The 21,764-nt window shown below is 69.5% G+C and carries 18 protein-coding genes; 11 read left to right on the plus strand and 7 right to left on the minus strand.

What is annotated here, in order from left to right; all coding sequences use genetic code 11:
- Position 1: 1 nt before the first annotated feature.
- Complete coding sequence (locus tag FB464_RS16485) at positions 2–769, plus strand: SDR family oxidoreductase (RefSeq protein WP_116416066.1); 768 nt, start codon at positions 2–4, stop codon at positions 767–769.
- Between the two features lie 128 nt (positions 770–897).
- On the opposite strand, the gene FB464_RS16490 is transcribed toward FB464_RS16485, so the two are convergent.
- The 4 genes from FB464_RS16490 to FB464_RS16505 form a co-directional block, all read right to left on the minus strand.
- Complete coding sequence (locus FB464_RS16490) at positions 898–2,775, minus strand: amidase (protein WP_281279789.1); 1,878 nt, start codon at positions 2,773–2,775, stop codon at positions 898–900.
- Between the two features lie 113 nt (positions 2,776–2,888).
- The gene (locus tag FB464_RS16495) at positions 2,889–3,788 is read right to left on the minus strand and encodes a DUF808 domain-containing protein (RefSeq protein WP_116416065.1); all 900 of its coding nucleotides are present in this window, start codon (positions 3,786–3,788) and stop codon (positions 2,889–2,891) included.
- Between the two features lie 91 nt (positions 3,789–3,879).
- A complete protein-coding gene (locus FB464_RS16500) occupies positions 3,880–4,785 on the minus strand; it encodes an alpha/beta hydrolase fold domain-containing protein (RefSeq protein ID WP_116416064.1) in 906 nt (301 codons plus the stop codon).
- 191 nt (positions 4,786–4,976) lie between these two features.
- Complete coding sequence (locus FB464_RS16505; RefSeq protein WP_116416063.1) at positions 4,977–5,939, minus strand: siderophore-interacting protein; 963 nt, start codon at positions 5,937–5,939, stop codon at positions 4,977–4,979.
- Between the two features lie 36 nt (positions 5,940–5,975).
- Between FB464_RS16505 and FB464_RS16510 the strand changes: the two genes are divergently transcribed.
- From FB464_RS16510 to FB464_RS16530, 5 genes are read left to right on the plus strand one after another with little or no spacing between them, the layout of a single operon-like run.
- Entirely contained in the window at positions 5,976–6,986 is a 1,011-nt protein-coding gene (locus FB464_RS16510) for a FecCD family ABC transporter permease (protein WP_116416062.1), read from the plus strand.
- Positions 6,983–8,056 (plus strand): FecCD family ABC transporter permease, encoded by a 1,074-nt coding sequence (locus FB464_RS16515; RefSeq protein WP_116416061.1) that lies wholly within the window; start codon positions 6,983–6,985, stop codon positions 8,054–8,056. Before FB464_RS16510 ends, FB464_RS16515 begins: the two co-directional genes overlap by 4 nt.
- Complete coding sequence (locus tag FB464_RS16520) at positions 8,053–8,913, plus strand: ABC transporter ATP-binding protein (protein WP_246093110.1); 861 nt, start codon at positions 8,053–8,055, stop codon at positions 8,911–8,913. The genes FB464_RS16515 and FB464_RS16520 overlap by 4 nt, the downstream gene beginning before the upstream one ends.
- 21 nt (positions 8,914–8,934) lie before the next feature.
- A complete protein-coding gene (locus FB464_RS16525; protein WP_116416060.1) occupies positions 8,935–9,957 on the plus strand; it encodes an ABC transporter substrate-binding protein in 1,023 nt (340 codons plus the stop codon).
- 44 nt (positions 9,958–10,001) lie between these two features.
- On the plus strand, positions 10,002–10,703 hold the full coding sequence (locus tag FB464_RS16530; RefSeq protein ID WP_246093205.1) for an alpha/beta fold hydrolase: 702 nt from the start codon (positions 10,002–10,004) through the stop codon (positions 10,701–10,703).
- A 3-nt stretch (positions 10,704–10,706) separates the two neighbouring features.
- Here the strand turns inward: FB464_RS16530 and FB464_RS16535 are convergent, their stop codons facing one another.
- On the minus strand, positions 10,707–11,975 hold the full coding sequence (locus FB464_RS16535; protein WP_246093111.1) for an acyl-CoA dehydrogenase family protein: 1,269 nt from the start codon (positions 11,973–11,975) through the stop codon (positions 10,707–10,709).
- Positions 11,976–12,072: 97 nt separating this feature from the next.
- Between FB464_RS16535 and FB464_RS16540 the strand changes: the two genes are divergently transcribed.
- Both FB464_RS16540 and FB464_RS16545 read left to right on the plus strand, forming a co-directional pair.
- Positions 12,073–12,549: an Lrp/AsnC family transcriptional regulator gene (locus tag FB464_RS16540; RefSeq protein WP_116416058.1), complete on the plus strand. Its 477-nt coding sequence runs from the start codon at positions 12,073–12,075 to the stop codon at positions 12,547–12,549.
- Positions 12,550–12,639: 90 nt separating this feature from the next.
- Complete coding sequence (locus FB464_RS16545; protein WP_116416057.1) at positions 12,640–13,095, plus strand: DUF805 domain-containing protein; 456 nt, start codon at positions 12,640–12,642, stop codon at positions 13,093–13,095.
- A 48-nt stretch (positions 13,096–13,143) separates the two neighbouring features.
- Here FB464_RS16545 and FB464_RS16550 read toward each other — a convergent pair whose 3' ends face one another.
- On the minus strand, positions 13,144–14,019 hold the full coding sequence (locus FB464_RS16550; RefSeq protein WP_116416056.1) for an SMP-30/gluconolactonase/LRE family protein: 876 nt from the start codon (positions 14,017–14,019) through the stop codon (positions 13,144–13,146).
- A 247-nt stretch (positions 14,020–14,266) separates the two neighbouring features.
- Between FB464_RS16550 and FB464_RS16555 the strand changes: the two genes are divergently transcribed.
- Both FB464_RS16555 and FB464_RS16560 read left to right on the plus strand, forming a co-directional pair.
- Positions 14,267–18,796 (plus strand): ExeM/NucH family extracellular endonuclease, encoded by a 4,530-nt coding sequence (locus FB464_RS16555; RefSeq protein WP_116416055.1) that lies wholly within the window; start codon positions 14,267–14,269, stop codon positions 18,794–18,796.
- A gap of 99 nt (positions 18,797–18,895) precedes the next feature.
- A complete protein-coding gene (locus tag FB464_RS16560; protein WP_116416054.1) occupies positions 18,896–19,744 on the plus strand; it encodes an alpha/beta fold hydrolase in 849 nt (282 codons plus the stop codon).
- Between the two features lie 10 nt (positions 19,745–19,754).
- Here the strand turns inward: FB464_RS16560 and FB464_RS16565 are convergent, their stop codons facing one another.
- The gene (locus FB464_RS16565) at positions 19,755–20,015 is read right to left on the minus strand and encodes a DUF4190 domain-containing protein (RefSeq protein WP_116416053.1); all 261 of its coding nucleotides are present in this window, start codon (positions 20,013–20,015) and stop codon (positions 19,755–19,757) included.
- A gap of 104 nt (positions 20,016–20,119) precedes the next feature.
- Here FB464_RS16565 and FB464_RS16570 point away from each other — a divergent pair, with 104 nt between their 5' ends.
- Entirely contained in the window at positions 20,120–21,688 is a 1,569-nt protein-coding gene (locus tag FB464_RS16570; RefSeq protein ID WP_116416052.1) for an FAD-binding oxidoreductase, read from the plus strand.
- Positions 21,689–21,764 lie beyond the last annotated feature (76 nt).

Consider the following 21,764-nt stretch of genomic DNA (forward strand, 5'->3'; position numbering starts at 1 on the left):
AATGCAGACCACACTCACCGGCAAGACGGCCGTCATCACTGGAGGTGCTCGCGGGATCGGACTCACCGTGGCGCGCGCCCTCGCCGCCGATGGCGCCGACATCGCACTGTTCGACCTGCTCGACACCGTCGAGGAGACCGCCCAGCAGATCGCAGACGAATTCGGCGTGCGGGCCATGGGCCAGAAGCTCGACGTCACCGACCAGGCGGCGACGGCTGCCGCCTTCGCTGCGGTCACCGCGCGTCTCAGCGTTCCCCAGGTGCTTCTCACGGCCGCGGGCATCGAGATCAACGGCGACTCCGTCGACGTCACCGCCGCCCAGTGGCGGAAGGTGATCGACGTCAACCTGACGGGCACCTTCTTCTCTGCGCAGGCCTTCGGCCACGGACTGTTGGAGGCGGGACTGCCCGGAAGCGCCATCCTCATCTCGTCGATGTCGGGGCTCATCGTGAACGTTCCCCAGTGGGCGGCCTCGTACAACTCCTCCAAGGCGGCTGTGGCCCATCTCGGGAAGTCGCTGGCCGTCGAATGGGCCTCGGCGAACATCCGGGTCAACTCGATGGCGCCCGGCTATGTGCTCACCGACCTGACCCGACAGATCATCGAGAAGGAACCGTCGCTCCACGACGAGTGGGTCGCACTCATCCCGCAGCGCCGCATGGCCACGCCCGACGATCTCACCGGACTGGTGAGCTTCCTCGCGTCCGACGTCTCGAGCTACATCACCGGCCAGCAGATCGTCATCGACGGCGGCTACACGGCGATCTGAGCCGATCGCCGCCCCGCAGAGCCGCGATCTGATCTGCAGCGCCCGTCTGGAGTGCCCGAAGGGACCCATATCGTTCCATGCTCGGTCGCATTCATCGATATGGGTCCCCTCGCCGGCGCCAGGCCGGGTCAGTTCGAACGCAGGTTGCGCCTCCGGCGGGTGAGGCCGAGGGTCACGGCGCCTCCGATGAGCAGCACCAGGCCGGCGAGGCCGCTCGCGGCGGCGCCATCCATTCCTGTCGCGGCCAGCGTGGGGTTCGAGCCCCCGGCGACGGCCGTTGAAGACGGCGACGGCACGGCGGTCGGGGCGGCGGTCTCAGTCGGCGTGGGCGTGGGCGTGGGCGTCGCCGGGATCGCGTGCACCAGCTCCGGCGTCGTCGACGGCGCGAGGCGGTGCAGGGTGGCCTGCTCGTAGTCGTACGACATCGACAGCAGTTCGGCGTCATGACTGCGCTGGGCCACGAGCTCGAGCCCCGCGGATTCGCCGGTCGACGTGAATCCGGCCGGCAGCGAGACCGACGGCACGCCGGTGTTCGCGCCCACGTCGCAGAAGGTCGTGCCCGACCAGTCAGGCGTTGCGGAGCCTGCGCTGGTGGGCATGGCCAGGGCGTCGAGGTCGTGGTCGACGAAGTACTCGTCCATCGCCTTCTTGCCCGCCTCCTGCTCGGCGATCGCCGCGTCGTAGGTGGGGTTCGGGATGTCGGCACCGGCCAGGAAGAAGTCGATGTCGCCCTGCGTGAGGGACGACTTCCCGTCGGCGATGATGTCTTCGAAGGTGAGCTTGTCCTTCGGCTCGGCCAGCGCCGCGAGGCCCTCGGGCCAGGTCGCTTCGGTCGTGGCGAAGAACGAGGCGATGCTGGAGCGCATGTCGGTGTAGCCGGCGCTCTTCAGCGTGCCCGAGACGAAGGCGTGGTTGAAGTCGGGCACGGGAACGATTTCGGCGCCCTGGGCCTTCAGGTCGGCGACGGCCTTGTCGAAGAGCGCGATCTGCTCGGCGAACCCGGGGCGGGCCTGCTCGTCGGCGGTGTAGTCGTACTGCACGTAGCCGATGCGCTTGCCCTCCAGCGCGGTGTCACTGAGGCCGGAGACGAACGTGGCGGGGTTCTGCTCGTTCGCGATGACGGTTCTCGGGTCGGCCGGGTCGTAGCCGGCGAGCACCTGCATCAGCAGGGCCGCATCCGTGACCGTCTTGGTCATCGGGCCGGAGACGTCCTGCGGCGCGCTCAGCGGCACGACCCCGGCGACACTCGTAAGGCCCATCGTGGGGCGGTAGCCGACGAGGCTCTCATGGGCGCTCGGGCCGACGATCGAGCCGCAGGTGTCGGTGCCGAGACCTGCGGGGCCGAAGCTCGCTGCGACGGCTGCGCCGGTTCCGCCGCTCGACCCACTGGCGCTGTTGGCCTGGTTGTAGGCGTTGTTCGTGCGACCCCGCTCCGAGCTGAGCGTGAAGGTGCCGTGCCAGGCGAATTCCGACATGTTGGTCTTTGCCAGGATGATCGCGCCCGCGTCACGCAGCCGAGCGACGGCGGTCGAGTCGAGTTTCGTCTGGTAGGTGCGGAGCGAGACGCTGCCGGCGGTCGTCGGCATGTCGAAGGTGGCGTAGTTGTCTTTGACGAGGATGGGCACGCCGTGCAGCGGGCCGCGGAGCTTGCCGGCCGCACGTTCGGCATCGAGCGTCGCCGCGGTTGCGAGGGCCTCAGGGTTCTCGCGGATGATCGCCGCGAGGCCGGGCTGCGTGCCGTACGGGGTGTCGTATGCCGCGATGCGGTCGAGGTACTCCTGCGTCAGCGCGACGGAGGTCGTCTCGCCCGACGCCAGCAGCGCGAGGATGTCGGTGACGCCGAGGTCGACGACATCGGGGGCGGCGACCGCTGGGGAGACGGCGGTCGGCGCGGCGAAAACGGCAGGGGCGAGGACGGAGGAGGTGACAGCGAAACCGGCGCAGATGGCGGTCACGGCAGCGGCGCGGGAGAAGGTGCGCAGAGAGGTGGTTCGAGGGGGCAACACGGTTCCAAACTCTGAGAGAACTGACAGTGGATTGCCAGTTTCATGCAGGCAGATTTCGCCGGTGTTTCCGCAGTGGGTCGGTCTCATGACTGTGGCGGGCGCGGCCCACCGCGTCACGTGCCGCTTGTCGCCCCGACCCGTCGCCCGCGCTTCAGAAGGCGCGACGCGCCCATCACGATCACGGCGACGATCGCACCGAGCACCAGCCCGAACACGGCCGACAGCGCGGTGTCGGCGATCCACACGACGACGGGGCCGGCCGCCTCGATCGCATCGGTGACGGCGTGCACCAGGTCGGCCGGGGCGTGCCAGAACGTCTCGGCCAGGTTCGCGATCACCAGGTGCCCGCCCACCCAGAGCATGGCGACGGTTCCGACCACGCTGATCACCCGGAAGACGGTGGGCATAGCCGCGACGATCCGCGCGCCGGCTCGACGGATCCGCCTCTCCCCGCTCTTCATGAGCCGCAGCCCGATGTCGTCGATCTTGACCAGCAGGGCGACAGCGCCGTACACCAGCGCCGTCATACCGAGGCCGATCACCACCAGGGCGGCCAGCGTCATCCAGATTTCCGCTTCGGGGTCAAGGCTCGCCAGCGCGATGAGCATGATCTCCGTGCTCAGGATGAGGTCGGTGCGGATGGCGCCGAACACCAGCTTCTTCTCGTCCCGCGGTTCGGCATCGTCGCTGGCGTGGTGCGCGCCGAACCATTCCGAGACCTTCTCGGCGCCTTCGAAGCACAGGTACGTGCCGCCGACGAGGAGAAGGAACGGGAGCACGCCGGGGGCGAACGCGGAGAGCAGCAGCGCGAGCGGGATGATGATGACGAACTTGTTGAACAGGCTGCCGAGCGCGATGCGCCAGACGACGGGGAGCTCGCGGGCAGGCGTCAGCCCCTGCACGTACTGCGGGGTGACGGCCGCATCGTCGATGACGACCCCGGCGGTCTTCGCGCTCGCCTTCAGGGCAGCGGTCAGGATGTCATCGACGACGGCGAGGAGGCCGACCGACATGGTGTTCTCCTAGGCGGGACGGGTCGTGCTGCGACCGGGGCGGCGGGGACGGTTCCCACAGTAGCGTCTGCCCGGAGAGGGATCCTGAGCGCTACTGCTCGAGGGCGGTGTGGAGGGTGCGCACGATCTCGGCGCGTGCGGTGCGACCGGTACGGGTGGGCAGCAGCGGGTAGACGTGCACCTCGCCGGTGCCCTCGCGGAAGTCGAGTGCGACGCCCGCCGCAGCCGCCTTCTCGACGAGCAGGTGCGCATCCGGGTTCAGCACATCACGGGTCCCGGTGTAGAGCGTCAGCGGGCCGAGCCCCGCCAGGTCGCCGAAGAGCGGGCTGACGACCGGGTCGAGGAGGTCGCGGTCACCCCGCCAGAGCTCGGCCAGCACCTTGCCGCCCGGCGTCGCCAGCCACGGATCGGTCGGCTGCACGACCGGGATGCGCGGGTTGCTCCAGCTGAGGTCGAGGGCCGGCGAGATCAGCACGGTGCGCGGCACGGTGATTCCGTGGTCGTCGCGGAGGGCCAGGGCGGCCGAGAGCGCGATCTGCCCGCCCGCCGAGTCGCCCGCCAGGCAGGTGGTGCCGAACTGCTCCCGGGAACGTCGAACGAGGTCGACGACCCCGGCGGCCGCTTCGGCTGCGTCACCGAACGGCACCAGCGGATAGATCGGCAGGATGACCGTGGTGCCCGACTCGGCCGCGATCTGTGCCGCGAGCTGCCAGTGCTGGCTGACGATCTCGTTCACCCAACCGCCGCCGTGCACGTAGACCACGCAGCCGTCCGGCGCACCGGTCAGCGGGCTGATCGTGTACACCGGCCACGACAGATCGGTGCGCCAGACGTCGACCCGCACATCCTCGCGCAGGCGGCCGGGCGGCCCGTAGGAGGCTGGCCGGAGTTCGCGCTCCCGCACCCGCCGCCTGGCGGCCTCCGCAGTCACGAAGATGCGGTTCGCCCGCATCGCGCGGAGCGCCGGGGGGATGAAAGAACTCGGAACGGTCACCATCGCCCCATTCTGCTCCTCCCCGCCCCCCGCCCACCCTCCGCGCGGGCTCGTCATCGAATCGATTCGATGGGACGCAAACTGCTCTCAAGCCGCCCCAGAGCAGCAGTTGGGGTCCTTTCGAATCGATTCGACGCAAGGGGAGAGGGCGCGGAGGCGCGCGGGAGCGCGAGGCCGCGGGGGCGCGGGGCGGGTCAGTGGGCGGCGGGGGCGTGCTTCCAGAAGCCCGAGAACGTGATGCGCGACTTCGGCAGGCCGGCCCGGTGCAGGGCGCGGCGACCCTCGGTGGCGAGCGTCGACTCGCCCACGATGAACGCATAGTCGTGCGGATGCGGCGTGATCTTCGCGCGCAACGCCTCGAGCGCGCCGTGTCCGGGTGATGGATGCCCGGCCGCCCGGTCCGCACGAGCGTGGTGCCGGGCGGGACCGGCACCGGCCGGAACGCTGCGGAGCGCTGACGGCGCGGCCGCGGCATCCTCCGCCCCGGCACTCGTCTCGGCCGACGACCCGGGTGATGGATGCCCGGCGGCACCGCCGCGCACCACCCACGTGACCTCGACCCCCGCGGGCGCCCGGAGCGTCTCGACATCGGCAGAGGACGGCACCTCGATGATGGCCGTGCCGGTGACGCCCGGGTCGAGGTCCCGCAGAATGCCGCGGAGCGCCGGCAGACCGCTCTCGTCGGAGACGAGGTGCACGCCGCGCAGGTCGGCCGGCGGGTCGAACATCGGCCCCTGGTCGAGGAGCGCCACCGGCGAGCCGACCGCGGCGGTGGTCGCCCAGATGGCCACGCCGCCCGTGACCTCGCCAGCGGCATCCCGGTGGATCACGACGTCGATGTCGAGCTCGGTGCGCCCGTCGACCGTGCGGAAGTCGGCCACGGTGTAGTTGCTGCAGTGCGGCCGGGTCTCCTCGGGAATAGCCAGGTAGTGCTTGTACCAGCCGCGCCCGGTCACAGCGGGCAGGTGCAGCGGTGAACCTGCGACCGGGGGCAGGAACAGTCGGAACCAGTGGTCGAAACCGGTCCATTCGAATGCCGAGAGCGTATCGCCCGTGATCGTCACGCGCTGGAACGACGGCGAGAGCCGTTCGGAGCGGGAGATCACCGCGCTGAACAGCTGGGGGTCGGTCGGCATGAGTCGGGGATAGCGGGCCATGCAGACAAGCTTATTAGGTAAGGCTACGCTTACAAGATGCACCGCACTCAGACTCGTCGATCCTCGCGCGCCGTCGTGCTGATCGTGCTCGGGGCGTCGGTCGTCGCGTTCTCGTTCCTGAGCCTGATGCTCGGCAGCAACCTGATCGGTCCCGATGCCGTCGTGACCGGGCTCTTCGATCCGTCCCGCGATGTCGGCGCCGTCGTCTGGGGCTCCCGCGTGCCGCGCACCGTGCTCGGCCTCCTCGTGGGGTTCTGTCTCGGCGTGGCCGGCGCGGTCATGCAGGGCCAGACCCGCAATCCGCTCGCCGATCCGGGGCTGTTCGGTGTCTCGGCCGGCGCCAGCTTCGCCGTGGTCATCGGCGTGTACGTGCTCGGCACGAGCTCGGTGCTGACGACGCTCTGGCTCGCGCTCGTGGGGGCCACGGTGGCGAGCGTCGTGGTGTTCGGGGTCGCTGCGATGGGCCGGGGCCTCTCCAGCCCGGTTCCGCTGGCGATAGCAGGCACCGCCGTCTCGGCTCTGCTGGTCGCGCTCACCTCGTTCCTCGTGTTGAGCGACGAGACGACACTCTCGGCGTATCGCATCTGGGTCGTCGGGTCGCTCTCGGGTCGCTCGCTCACCGGTGTGGATGCCGCACTGCTCTTCGCGGGTGTCGGAATGGTCTTCGCCGCCGCCAACATCCGGTCGCTCAACAACCTCGCCCTCGGCACCGAACTCGCCAGCGGTCTCGGCGAGAGCCTGCTGCGCGCCCGCCTCGTGGGTCTCGCCGCGATCACGCTGCTCACCGCCGCCGCGGTCGCGATCTCGGGTCCGATCGGTTTCGTGGGTCTGACGGCCCCGCACATCGCGCGCCGCCTGGTGGGCGGCGATAACCACTGGCTGCTTCCGGCCTCCGGTCTCGTCGGCGCCTGCGTTCTGCTCGCCGCCGACGTGCTGGGCCGGATGATCGGGGGCAACGCCGAGGTCTCGGTGGGTGTCGTGCTCACGGTGATGGGCGGCATCGTCTTCATCTCGATCGTGCGGCGCGGAAAGATGGCGACCCTGTGACGAAGCAACTCGACCGTCCCGTCTACGCCGACGGCCACCGCTTCTTCGGCCGGCACTGGCGGGGGCGCGTGGTGATCGTCACGATCGTGCTGCTCGTCGTCGTCGTGCTGCTCGGCATCCTGGGTATCCTCGCCGGGTCGTCGTCGCTGACGGTTCCGGATGTCGTCGAGACCCTGCTCGGGGCCGGAACGCGCGCCCAGAACCTCATCGTGATCGACCTCCGCCTGCCGCGCGTGGTCGGCGGCCTGCTCGTCGGCGCAGCACTCGGACTCGCGGGCGCGCTGACGCAGACGTTCGCGCGCAACCCGCTCGCGACGCCGGACATCATCGGCGTGACATCCGGAGCCAGCCTCGGCGCCGTCGCGGCCATCGTGCTCGCGGGCGGCACCTATTCCGTCGCCGCGGGCCTGCTCACGATCGGACTGCCGGCCATCGCCACCATCGGCGCCCTGGTCACCGCCGCGATCGTCTACGGCCTCTCCTGGCGGGGCGGGGTCGACAGCTACCGGCTGATCCTGATCGGGATCGGCGCCACCGCGACCCTCACCGGCATCACGAGCTACCTCATCGCGAAGGCGCAGATCACCGAGGCCGCGACGGCCGCCCAGTGGCTCGTCGGCAGCCTGTCGGGCATCTCGTGGGCGAGCGTCTGGCCGGTGCTGGTCGTGCTGCTGATCGTTACCCCCATCGCCCTCGTGCAGTCGACGAACCTCGACATCAGCCAGCTCGGCGACGACGTGTCGACGGGGTTGGGTGTCGCCATCCAGCGCCACCGCGTGATCGTGATCGTCTGCGCGGTGCTGCTGACGGCGGCGGCAGTGTCGGCGAGCGGGCCGATCGAGTTCGTGGCGTTCGTCGCCCCGCAGATCGCCCGGCGGCTGGCGAAGACCGGGCGGCCGCCGCTGCTCGCGTCCGGCCTCCTGGGCGCTGTCATCGTGGTCGGCGGCGACGCTCTGGCCCGCGGGGTGCTCCCGGGGGAGATCCCGGTCGGCATCATCACGGCGATCGTCGGCGCGCCATACCTGATCTGGCTGCTAACGCGGCGCAATTCCAAGGAGAGCAACGCGTGAACGCGACATCCACTGCTGTGCACACGATCGAGGCGACCGGCGTCGGCCTTTCGCCGAAGCTCGCGCTGGAGGCCCGGGGCGTCACGCTCGCCTACGAGCGCACCGTCATCTTCGAAGGGCTCGACCTGGCGATCGCCGAAGGCCAGGTCACCACGCTCATCGGGGCGAACGGCAGCGGCAAGTCGACGCTCCTGAAGGCGTTCGGGCGGCTGCTCGCACCGAGCGCGGGCTCCGTCGAGCTGAACGGGCGGCCGGTGAAGTCGATGGGCACCCGGGATGTCGCGCGGTTGCTCGCGATCCTGCCGCAGAAGCCGCTCACCCCCTCTGCGACGACTGTGCGCGACCTCGTGTCGCGCGGGAGGCACCCGCACCAGAGCCTCCTGCGCCCGTGGACGCCGAACGACTCCCGCGTGGTCGACGCGGCGCTCGCCGCCACCGGGCTCAGCGACCTCGAGGGCCGTGACGCCGGTTCGCTCTCGGGCGGGCAGTTGCAGCGGGCGTGGATCGCCCTCATCCTCGCGCAGGAGGCCCCGACCATCCTGCTCGACGAACCGACGACGTTCCTCGACCTCGCCCACCAGCTCGACGTGTTGCGCCTGGTGCGAACGATCAACCGTGAGCGCGGAGCGACCGTCGTGATGGTGCTGCACGACCTCACGCTGGCCGGCCGGTACTCCGACCGGCTGGTCGTGGTGGGGGAGGGCCGCGTGATCGCCGACGGCACGCCGTGGGAGGTGCTGACGCCCGACATCCTGAGCACGGCTTTCGGGCTCGACGCCCTGGTGATCCCCGATCCGAGCAGTGGGTCGCCGCTCATCGTGCCGGTGGATCCCGATCCCGGCTCGACCACAGCGTAAGGATAGGCTAACCTAACTTCTGTGAAACATTCCCGCGCATTGCGCCGCTCGGCGCTCATCCTCGCCCCTGTCCTCGCCCTCGCGGCCCTCTCCGGCTGCTCGTCCGCCTCGACGAGCGACGCCGGTGCCGCCGGTACCAGCAACGCCGCCGCCTCGGGCGAGTGGAGCTACACCGACGACACCGGCAAGACCGTCACCCTCGACCACCAGCCGGAGAACGTGGCGAGCTACGCCGACTACGCGCTCGGCCTGCTGAGCTACGGCATCGACCCGGTGGCGATCTTCGGCCGCGTCGACGTGGCGAGCGACGAGCGCTTCGCGCCCTACGACATTTCGAAGACCGCGATCGTCGGCAACAGCTACGGCGAGATCGACCTCGAGAAGCTCGCCGAGACGGCGCCCGACCTGATCATCACGGGCATCTACCCGACCGATCGCGAGGGCACCCTCGACCTCACCGGCCCGCTCTACGGGCTCGCCGACACCGAGCAGCAGGCCCAGCTCGAGAAGATCGCGCCCGTCGTGGCCATCGAGGTCGGCGGTAAGGGCATCGACGTCATCAACAGTCTCAACCGTCTCTCGGAGTCGCTCGGCGCCAGCGCCGACACGGTCGCCGCCGCGAAGACGAAGTACGACGCCGCTGCCGCCGACCTCACCGCGGCGACGGCCGAGAACCCGATCGAGATCACCCAGATGTACGCCGATGCCGACGGCATCTATGTGACCAAGACCGCCGACGAGCCCGAGACCGAGCTCTACGCGAGCCTCGGTGTGACGTTCACCAACAAGAACCCCGACGGCTACTACTACTGGGACATCTACAGCTGGGAGAACGCGGGCCAGGTGATGAGCGGCGATGTGCTGCTCGTCAACGTCGAAGGCTTCCAGAAGGACGACCTGCTCGCCCAGGCCACCTTCGCCAGCGACAAGGCGCTCGTCGCCGGCCAGATCCACCCCTGGAACCAGGCCGCCCTCGACTACGCGTCACAGGCCGCGCACATGACCGAGCTCGCCTCGATCATCCGCGACTCGAAGAAGCTCTGACCCTCCTGTATTCCGAGACGCTCGGTTCGGGCGAGCCGCTGCTCCTGCTGCACGGGGGTTTCGCCTCGCTCGAACCGCTGCGTCCGCTCGCGGTCGCGCTTTCGGCCGGGTTCGAGGTGCACACGCTCGAGCGCCCCGGCCACGGTCGCACGCCCGACCGCCCGGGCCCGTACGGCTACGACGAGATGGTTCTGGATGCGCTCGCCTTCCTCGATGCGTCTGCCCTGAATGCCGTGCACATCGTCGGGTTCAGCGACGGTGCCAACATCGCGCTGATGCTGGCCCTCGGGCATCCATCGCGCGTGCTCTCGCTCACAGCGATCAGCGGCAACCTCGACCCCGGCGGGTTCATCGGAACCGTGGCGGACGTCGACCCGAACGAGGAGCCGCCCGACTGGCAGGGCAGGGAGCGCGATGACTACAACGCGCTCTCGCCCGACGGCCCGGATCACGCGCGCACTGTCATCGGCAAGCTCCGCCGGCTCTGGGTGACCGAGCCGCAGATCGCCCCGTCGTCGCTGGCGGCCATCGCCGCACCGGCCCTGATCGTCTCGGGCGACCGCGACACCATCCGGGTCGACCACAGCGCCCTGATCGCCGCGTCGATCCCCAGCGCGCAACTCTGCATCGTGCCGGGCTCCACCCACGGCATCATCGAGGAGCGGCTCGACTTCGTGACCGACGTCGTGCGCGACTTTCTCGGGTCGCTCGCGGCCCGCGGTCGCGCGCCGTCTTCGACGGCGTGATGTTCAGAACGCCGAGATGCCCGTGATCGCCCGGCCGACGACGAGAGTGTTGATCTCGTAGCTGCCCTCGTAGCTGAAGATCGCCTCGGCGTCGGCGAACGCGCGGGCCATGCCGTAGTCGGTGCTGATGCCGTTGCCGCCGAGGATGCCGCGGCCGAGGGCCACGGATTCGCGCATCCGCGCACTGCAGGCGGCCTTCGCCAGCGCGGCCTGCTCGGAGTGCAGCGTTCCCGCCTGCTGGAGTTGGGCGATCCGCACCATCGTGCCGAGCGAGGTCGTCGCGTTCTCGAGCAGGCGCACCAGCTTGTCCTGCACGAGCTGGAAGGATGCCAGCGGCTTGCCGAACTGTTCACGCCCCAGCGCGTACTCGAGAGCGCAGTCGTAGGCCGCGAACTGCAGTCCGACCGACTGCCACGCCACCCACACCCGCGAGTTCATCAGCAGGCCGTTGGTCTCCCGGAAGCTGGTTGCACCGGCGAGCCGGTCGGCCTCGGGCACGCGCACCCGGTCGAGCAGGATGTCGGCGTTCTGCGTGATCCGCAGGGCGAACTTGTTCTCGATCTTCGACACGTGCAGCCCCGGGGCGTCGTGCTGCACGATGAACCCCTTGATCTCGCCGTCCGCGGTGTCGCGGGCCCAGACCAGGATGGTGTCGGCGAACGTGGCGTTCCCGATCCACCGTTTCGCGCCGCAGAGGATCCAGCTGTCACCGTCGCGGGTCGCCGTCGTCGTCATCGCCCGGGAGATGTCGGAACCGTGATCCGGTTCGGTGAGCGCGAAGGCGCCGACCGTGCGGAGGCTGAGCAGATCGGGGAGGTATCGCGCCCGCTGCTCGTCGGACCCGAACTGCTCGATCGCTCCCGCGAAGAGAACACTGTGCACGCCGAGGAACGTGGAGACCGATGCGTCGACGCGGGCGAGCTCCAGGTGCATGAAGCCGTGCAGCAGGGCTGAGCCGGTGCCGGCGCAGGTTCCGGTGCTGGCGCCCAGCCGCACGAGATCCAGGTCGGCGAGTGCGGGGAGGACCTCGAACGGGAACGTCGCCGCATTCCAGTGCCCGGGGATGACCGGGCGGATGTCTGCCTCGAACACCGCCTGCGCGTGCTCGAGCCGCCGGAGTTCTGACGGGTCGAGGAGGTCCCGGTAGCCGAGGAAGTCTCCCCGGGCATCCGTCGACGCGCGCTCGGGAGTGGCTGCGCGGGGACGGTCGTATCGCGTATCGGTTATCGTGCTCATCAGGTCCTCTTCGACTCGGTAGTGCAGGATGCTCATCCAGCCTCTCTCTCGCCGGAAGGTTGCACAACCTCCCGTCTTGACACAGTGCAGATCACCCAACCAACAGGGCTCAGGGAGTGGCAGAATGGGCGACATGCCCACCGTTGACGCGACCGACGCCCGAATCCTGCTGGCCCTCGCCGCCGACGCCCGACTCTCCGGCGTGGAGCTCGCCCAACGGCTCGGTCTGTCGCGCAACACGGTGCAGGCCCGACTGGCCCGGCTGGAGGCCGGCGGCATCCTCGGATCCGTCGACCGGCGCGTCTCCCACCGGGCGCTTGGCTACCCGCTGACGGCCTTCGTCTCCGCCCAGGTCGAGCAGAGTCACCTGGCCGAGATCGAGGAGGCGCTGGCTGGGATCGACGAGGTGGTCGAGCTGCACGGAGTGACGGGGGCCTCGGATCTGGTCATCCGCGTGGTCGCCCACGACACCGACGACCTCTACCGCATTGCGGGTGTGATCCTCGCGACGCCCGGTGTGCGGCGTACGGAGATCGCGCTCTCGATGCGCGAGATGGTGCCGTTCCGCACAGCGCCGCTCCTCCGGCGGCGGGCCGGGACCGGTCGCTAGCCGTTCGGTACATGCGGTCGCCAGCTGACCTGCCGACTCGCCGGTGTTCGGTGCTTCCGACCGGGGGGTCTCAACTGCAAGGATGAGCGCATGACGACGCCATCGATTGCTCCCGTGCCGCTCTCCCAGCCGTACTACAACGCTCCGTTCGGTGAGGCAGTGCGCCGGTTCTACAAGAAGTACGCGACCTTCTCCGGGCGGGCGAGCCGCGCCGAGTACTGGTGGTGGGCGCTCGTCGCCGCGATCGTCAATCTGGTGCTCCAGACGATCATCCAGGCCAGCGGCGTCGGCCGGCTGAACGCCGACGGGACCATGGGCAACCCGGGGCCGGTGGGCGTCCTGGCCGCGATCATCCTCTTCGTGTGGGTTCTCGCCACCATCGTGCCGACCATCGCGTTGACCGTGCGGCGCCTCCACGACACCGACCGGTCGGGCTGGTGGGTGTTCATCGCCCTCGTTCCGCTCGTCGGCGGGATCGTGCTGCTGGTGTTCACGCTGTCGGCGCCGGTGCCGGCTGGGGAGCGGTTCGACCTGAAGGCGGCCTGACGCGAGTCGGCGGCGGGCGTCGGGCGGCAGGCGTTAGGCGTCGGGCGCTCAGCCCGCGAAGGGCCGGGCCTCCACGCCGCGCACACCGGCTTGTGCCGTGAAGAGCGAGCCCGCGGCGGGCTCGTCGCCGACAGCCAGGTTCTCCCGCGACGTCGTGATGAACAGCGTGCTGCGGTCAGGGCCGCCGAGGCAGCACGAGGTCACCTTCGACACCGGCAGCTCGACGATGTCGGCGAGGATGCCGCGGCTGTCGTAGTGGTGCACGGCCGAGCCGCCGTAGAGGGCGACCCACACGCCGTCGAGTTCGTCGACCCACAGTCCGTCGGGAAACCCGCGCCCCTCCTCGATCGACGCGAACGGGCGCCGGCCGGTGAGCGCCGAACCCGCGTCGGCCTCCGCATGCACGTCGACGTCGAACACGTCGATGCGCCTGGTCTCTGAGTCGATGTAGTACATCCGCTCGCCCGACGCGGTGAAACCGAGCCCGTTCGAGGTCGTCACGTCGCCCCAGAGCCGCTCGGTGCTGCCGTCCGTGTTCAGGCGGAACATCTCTCCGCCGCCGGTGTCGCCGGCGTACGCGAGAGAGCCGCAGAGCATCCGCCCCTCCGGATCGCAGCCGCCTTCATTGAACCGGCGGGCGGAATCCGTCCAGAGCGGTGGGGTCGCGAATTCCTGCACATCGCCCTGCCAGAGCGTGAACTCGCGCTCGGTCACCACGAGCATCCCGCCGTTCAGTCGTGGCCTGACGGCCGCTGCGACGGGGGAGCCCACGGGCATCCGGGAGACCTCACCGGTGTCCGGATGCAGCGACAGCACCGCCCCGGCGAGCATGTCGACCCACTTGAGTCCGCCCCACAGGTCGCTCCAGACGGCACCCTCACCGTGATGGGTCACGGGGTCGGTGAGCTGCTCTGCCATCGCCATGTCTCCAGTGTGTTGCACAACGATCCGATTCTGAGAAGAGACACATTCGTTATCGATTCGTTATTTTTCCAAGCTAACCCCCCGAATGGGGGTCTGATCAGCGTTTTGCCTGACCAGGGCTCAGAGAGCTCTGCCAGAAGAACGGCGGGTGTACGGATCGGTAATGCGGAGTTCACATGAACCACGCAGGATCCATCACAGGCGCATCGACTCTCTGCGCGCCAGTCGACACAAGGAGACCACCCGAATGCGCCACAGATTCACCAGGCGATCCCAGCTGGGCATCGCCGTTCTCGCCGCCCTCGGGCTGGCCGCAGCGCCGCTCGCGGCCACGCCCGCCCTGGCGAACACCGCCGGCACCGGCGTCATCATCACCGAGGCCTACCTCAACGGCGGCAGCGCCGGAGCGACCTACCTCAACAAGTTCGTCGAGCTCTACAACCCGACGAACGCACCGATCTCGCTGTCGTCGATGTCGCTGCAGTACCGGTCGGCAACGGGCACCGCGAACCCGACCGCGACCCTCCCGCTCACCGGGACGATCGCAGCGAAGGGCCACTACCTCATCGGCGGTTCGTCGAACGCGGCCAACGGTGCCGCGCTCCCGACTCCCGACCAGACCATCGGCGCCTCGTTCGCCGCGGGCGGCGGAACCCTGTTCCTCGCGAACCAGACCACCGCGCTGACCGCCCCGCCCACCGGCTCGGTGAAGGGCAACAGCGCCATCGTCGACCTGCTCGGCTACGGCACGTCGAACACGTTCGAGACCACGGCTGCCCCCGCGGCATCCGTCACCACCTCGCTCGCCCGCACCAGCAGCGGGACCGACAGTGACAGCAACGCGGCCGACTTCACGGCAGGTGCGCCGACGCCGCAGAACGCGGCCTCCGACGCGGGCACGCCGACACCGACGGATCCGCCCACGCCGACCGACCCGCCGACACCGACCGACCCGCCCAGCACGGGCACGCCGACGCCCGGCGACACGGTCACGATCGCCCAGATCCAGGGCACCACCGACACCTCCCCGCTGGCCGGCCAGACCGTGACCACCACCGGTGTCGTCACCGCGAGCTACCCCACGGGCGGCTTCAACGGCTACTTCATCCAGACCCCCGGCACGGGCGGCGCGCGCGACTTCAGCACGCAGAAGGCCTCCGACGGTCTCTACGTGTTCTCCTCCGCGACTGTCGGCCAGGCCACCATCGGCAGCCACGTGAAGGTCACCGGCGTCGTCTCCGAGTTCTCCGGCCTGACCGAGCTGACCGTCAACGCGGGCGGGCTCACGGTGCTGAACGACTCAGTCGCAGCCCCCCTCCCCGTGACGAACGTGCTTCCGACGGCTGCCGCCGAGCGCGAAACGCTCGAGGGCATGCTGCTCGCCCCGGCCGGCGACTTCACCGTCACCGACAACTACGACACGAACTTCTACGCGTCGATCGTTCTCGCGCAGGGCACGAAGCCGCTGGACACACCCACCGCGGTGACCGAGCCCGGCAGCGCCGAGTACACGGCACTCGTGGCGGCGAACGCTGCCCGCAGCGTCACGCTCGACGACGGTTCGAGCCTGAACTTCAACACCGCAGCCAACAAGGCGATCCCGCTGCCGTTCTTGTCGACCACGAACCCGGTGCGGATCGGCGCAGCCGCGACGCTCACCAAGCCCGTCGTGCTCGACTACCGGTTCGGCACCTGGAACTTCCAGCCGACCCAGCAGCTCACCGCCGCGAACGCCGCCACGGTGCAGCCTGCGACGTTCGCGAACACGCGCACCGCGGCTCCGGCCAACGTGGGCGGCGACGTCACGCTCGCCTCGTTCAACGTGCTGAACTACTTCACCACCACTGGCGACTCGATCAGCGGATGCACCTACTACACAGACCGCGCCGGAAACCCGAACACGGTCAACACTGGCTGCGACGCCCGGGGTGCGGCGAACGCCGACGACCTCGAACGCCAGCAGGCGAAGATCGTCTCGGCGATCAACGCGCTCGACGCCGACGTGGTGTCGCTCGAGGAGATCGAGAACTCTGCCCGCTTCGGCAAGCCCCGTGACACCGCCCTCTCCGCTCTGGTCAGCGCGCTCAACAGCGCAGCCGGTGCCGGCACCTGGGCGTTCGTGCCCTCCCCGGCCACCCTGCCGGCGTCGGAGGACGTCATCCGCACGGCGTTCATCTACAGGCCCGCCGTGGTCGAGACCGTCGGCGCGTCGAGCATCCTGGATGATCCCGCCTTCGTCAACGCCCGCCAGCCACTCGCCCAGGCGTTCAAGCTGAAGGGCGGGGCGGACACGACCTCGTTCCTCGCCATCGTGAACCACTTCAAGTCGAAGGGTTCCGGCTCGGGAGTCGACGCTGACACAGGCGACGGCCAGGGAGCGTCCAACGTCTCCCGCGTCAACCAGGCCAAGGCGCTCGTCGCCTTCGCCGACACGCTGAAGGCATCGTCGAAGATCGACCGCGTCCTGCTCGACGGCGACTTCAACGCCTACCTGAAGGAAGACCCGATCGACGTGCTCGTCGCGGCCGGCTACGTCGACCTCGGTTCGACCACGGGCAAGTCGACCTACGCCTTCGACGGCGCGGTCGGTTCCCTCGACCACCTGTTCGCCAACGCTGCAGCCAACACGGCCGTCAACGCCGTGGACGTCTGGAACATCAACTCGGTCGAGTCGATCGCCCTGGAGTACAGCCGCAACAACTACAACGCGACCGACTTCTACCAGGCGAACCCGTACCGTTCGAGCGACCACGATCCGATCGTCGTCGGCCTGAACCTCGCCCCGAAGGCCGACGTCGTCGACCTCAACCTGCTGAACATCAACGACTTCCACGGTCGGATCGATGCCAACACGGTGAAGTTCGCCGGAACCATCGAGCAGCTGAAGGCCGAGAAGGGCGACGGCTCGAGCCTCCTGCTGAGCGACGGCGACAACATCGGCGCGAGCCTGTTCGCCTCCTCGTCGCAGCAGGACAAGCCCACGATCGACGTGCTGAACGCCCTCGGGCTCACGGCCTCGGCGGTCGGCAACCACGAGTTCGACCAGGGTCTTGCCGACCTGACCGGTCGGGTGACGGACGCCGCGAACTGGGACTACCTCGGTGCGAACGTCTACCTCAAGGGCACGACCACGCCGGCGCTGCCGGAGTACAAGGTCGTCACTGTGAACGGCGTGCGCATCGCCATCATCGGTGCGGTCACCGTCGAGACGCCCACGCTGGTGTCGCCTGCCGGCATCGCCTCCCTCGACTTCGGTGACCCCGTCGCCGCCGTCAACCGGGTGGTCGCGAACCTCGAGGCCACGGACGCGGCCGATGTGTTCGTCGCCGAGTACCACGAGGGTGCAGGAGCGGGAACGCCCGACGGTGCCAGCCTCGAGCAGGAGGTCGGGATGACCGACAGCGCCTTCTCGAAGATCGTCACGCAGACGAGCGCTGACGTCGACGCCATCTTCACCGGCCACACTCACAAGCAGTATTCGTGGGATGCCCCGATCCCGGGCCAGGCCGGCAAGACCCGTCCCGTTCTGCAGACCGGGAGCTACGGAGAGAACATCGGCCAGGTCGTGCTGAGCGTCGACCGCAACGCAGATGACGCCGTCGTGAAGTACACCGCCCGGAACGTCGCCCGCACCACAATCGCCGACACCACTCTGGTCGCCACCTACCCTCGGGTCGCAGCGGTCAAGACGATCGTCGACGCCGCCATCGCGAGCGCCGCGACCATCGGCAACAAGCCGGTCGCGACGATCACGAAGGACATCACCACCGCCTACACCGCTGCCGGAACGGTTCGGGATGACCGTGCGAGCGAATCGACGCTCGGAAACCTCGTCGCCGACTCGCTCGTCTCCGCCCTCGCGCCGTCGAACCTCGGCGGTGCCGAGATCGGCGTCGTGAACCCGGGAGGGCTCCGCAGCGACCTGCTGTACAAGTCCTCCTCGCTCGGCGAAGGCGATGGTGTGGTCACCTACGCCGAAGCCAATGCCGTGCTGCCGTTCGTGAACAACCTGTACACGACGACGCTGACCGGGGCGCAGTTCAAGACCGTGCTCGAGCAGCAGTGGCAGACGGATGCCTCAGGCACTGTGCCCTCGCGCCCCTACCTGGCACTCGGCCTGTCGAAGAACGTGACCTACACGTACGACGCCAGCCGGGCATCCGGTGACCGCATCACCTCCATCACGGTGAACGGTGCGGCCCTGGATGTCGCGAAGGCCTACCGCATCGGTTCGTTCAGCTTCCTCGTGCAGGGCGGCGACAACTTCCGCGAGTTCCCCAAGGGAACGAACACCCGTGACTCGGGCCTGATCGACCGTGACGCGTGGATCAGCTACCTCGCAGCGAAGAGCCCGGTCTCGCCGGCATTCGACCGCCGCGGGGTCTCGGTGACCGGTGCGCCGACGGCCGCGGTCGTCGCGGGCAGCACGGTGACGCTGAACCTGTCGAAGCTCGACCTCAGCTCACTCGGCAGCCCGGTGAACACCCGGGTGACTACGACGCTCGCGGGCAACACCGCGGCCGGCACGGTCACCGCGGTGAGCGGCGGCGCGGCCACTGTGACCTACACGATCCCCGCGAACGCCTCCGGCGCGAGCACGATCGTGATCACGGCCAAGGAGTCGGGCACCACGGTGCGGGTTCCGGTGACGGTCACGCCGAAGGTGGTCACGCCGCCTCCGGTCGACCCGTTCACCGCCTGGCTGCAGGCCGTTGCCAACGCGATCTACGCCTACCTGGCGGCGCTGCTGAAGGCGCTGTTCCCGTGGCTCGCCTGACCGATGCGCGGCTCGGGTAGCGCCTGAGTGAACGGCGGACGGCCGCTGGGATCCCCTCCCGGTGGCCGTTCGTCGTTCCGCGCGACTACGATCGCAGGCATGGACGCAGAGCAGCTGACCGTCACGACCGACGATGGCACGCGAATCGCGGTGACCCGTCGGAATTCCGCCGGCGCCCCGTCGTCTGCGCGAGCGGTGGTCTTCCTCCACGCCGGTGTGGCTGACCGGCGAGCGTGGACCGGTGTCATGGATGCGCTCCGCGATGACGGGCTCGACCTGGTCGCCTACGACCGGCGCGGGTACGGCGACACCGCCGCCGCTGCCGACCCTGCCTCGTTCACTCACGTGTCAGACCTTGTCGCCGTCCTCGACGAGCTCGGGCTCGACCGCGTGCTGCTCGTCGGAAACTCGATGGGCGGGGCGCTCGCCCTCGACACCGCACTGCTTCACCCCGGGCGGGTCGGTGCCGCACTGGTCATCGGAAGCGCCGTCTCGGGCATGACCGACGACGACACGCCGTTCGACTGGCAGCTCGACCCGGCGACAGCGCCCCTGCTGCAGCGAGCCGAAGACGCGGCGGCGCCGGTCGACGACAGGATCGCGGCTCTCGCTCACCTCTGGCTCGATGGTCCGGCCGCGCCCGAGGGTCGGGTGGCGGGTGCGCCACGAGAGTTGTTCGTCTCGATGAACCGGCGCATCCTCGAGGTCGCTGCGGCAGACGGTGCGGGTGACGCCGGTGTCGACGCCTGGACCAGGCTCGGCGAGATCACCGTGCCTGTGCTCTGCAGCTGGGGCGATCTCGATGTGCCGGCCGACGTACCGTTCTACGTCGAGACCGCGCGCCGACTCGGTCAGGAGCCGGCGCGCGTGCTGGCGGGTGTCGCGCACCTTCCCGGGCTCGAGAAGCCCGGAGTCGTCGCCCAGCTGGTCAGGGACCAGCTGGGCTGACCCACCGCGGTCAGTAGCCGGCGCTCATCGCCGCGCCCGCCACGGCGCCGATGATGCCCACCAGCGCGTAGATGACGATCAGCGCGATGCCGACGATGATGCCCGCCAGGGCCAGGCCGTGCCCGCGCTCGCCGGTCTCCTTGATCTGGCGGAGCGCGAAGTAGCCCACGACGATGCCGACGAGCGGCACCAGGAACCCTCCGATGATCGCGACGATCGAGAGGGTGTTGAGTTTGGCCGGCGCTGCACCGGTGTAGGGGGTCTGGGTCATGGTCAATCCTTTTTCGTGAAGAAATGTCAGTTGTTCCAAGAATACGAGGATTCATCACAGAAGTACATTCGAATCGGCTGTGACCGCACCGCTACAGTTGCGGCATGTCCGCTCTCTCCCGTCGCCGGTTCCTCCTTGCTGCGGGTGGGTCCGCCGCCACGGCCGCGCTGCTGGCCGCCTGCACCGGCCCGTCTCCCACGCCGACGGACGGCGCGTCGGGGAGTACGAGCCCGACGCCCGCCGGGCCGCCCGTCTGGAGCGAACTCGCCTCCGCGGTGACGGGCACCCTCCTGCTCCCCGCCGCCAGCGGGTACGCGGCCGCAGCACTCACCGAGAACCCGCGATTCGACGATGCGCAACCGCTCGCCGTGCTGGAGGCGTCCGGCCCGGCAGACGTGGCCGCGGGGCTCGCCTTCGCGGCGAAGTACGGTGTGCCGCTCGCGCTCCGCTCCGGCGGGCACAACTACATCGGCTCTTCGGCGGGCGGAGCATCCGGAACCGGCGTCGCCCCCTCCCTCGTGATCAGCACCGCGACGCTCACCGGCGTCACCCTCTCCGCCGACGGAACGACGGCCACCGTCGGCGCTGGCGCGAGCCTCGTCGCGGTCTACAGCACACTGGGTGAAGCGGGCCGCGCCTTTGCGGGCGGATCGTGCGCGACCGTCGGTGCCACCGGCCTCACCCTCGGCGGCGGGGTCGGCGTCCTGGTGCGCTCGTTCGGGCTCGCCTGCGACCAGCTCACCGCCGTGGAGATCGTCACCGCCGACGGCACCGTGCACGAGGCCAGCCGCGACACGGATGCCGACCTGTTCTGGGCGTGCCAGGGCGGCGGCGGGGGCCAGTTCGGCGTGGTCACGAAGCTCACCTTCGCCACGCAGCCGGCTCCCGATGTGAACACCTGGTACGTCGAGTGGCCGTGGAGCAGTGCATCCGAAGTCGTCGACTCCTGGCAGGGCTGGGCTCCGGGAGCGGACAACCGGCTGTGGTCGACCCTCAAGCTCCTCGGCGGCGAGACGCACTCCGGCACCCCGAGCGTCTCGGCCTCGGGCACCTGGACCGGCGACCTCGGCGACCTCGCCGAGCAGCTGAAACCCCTGCTCGCGGGAGTCGACGCCCCGCCGACCGACAACCAGTCGTTCCGCCACACCTACCTCGAAGCGATGATGACGGAGGCGGGGTGCGAGAACACGCCGCTCGCCCAGTGCAAGACCGGCCCCGACGGGGCGTTGACGCGCGAGCCGTCGTCCGGCACATCCAACGTCGCCTACGCGGCACTCGACGCGTCGGGCATCTCCGACCTGGTCGCTGCCGTCGAGCAGGCGCAGACCGTGACGGGCATGACGGAGGGCGGCATCTCGATGGATGCCCTCGGCGGCGTCGTCTCGTCGGTCGACCCGTCGGCGACCGCGTTCGTGCACCGCAAGGCGCTCATGACGGTGCAGTACACAGCCACCTTCGCGGTCGGCGCCGACCCCGCGCCGTTCGACGCCTACGTGCGCGGATTCCGCACCACGATGACGGCCCACTGGCAGAACTGGGCGTACGTGAACTACTGCGACGCTACGATTCCGGATGCCCAGACCGCCTACTTCGGAGCGAACCTGCCGCGCCTGCAGCAGCTGAAGCAGCAGTACGACCCGCGCGGCCTCTTCACCCAGCCCCAGTCGGTCTGACCCGCCCCCCGCCCGCCCACCCCCCGGGTGAGCGGGAGCTGATCGGCGGGCCGCGGCAGGGGGGCGCCGTCGGGGG

It is taken from the genome of Subtercola boreus, assembly GCF_006716115.1.
Taxonomy (GTDB): Bacteria; Actinomycetota; Actinomycetes; order Actinomycetales; family Microbacteriaceae; genus Subtercola; species Subtercola boreus.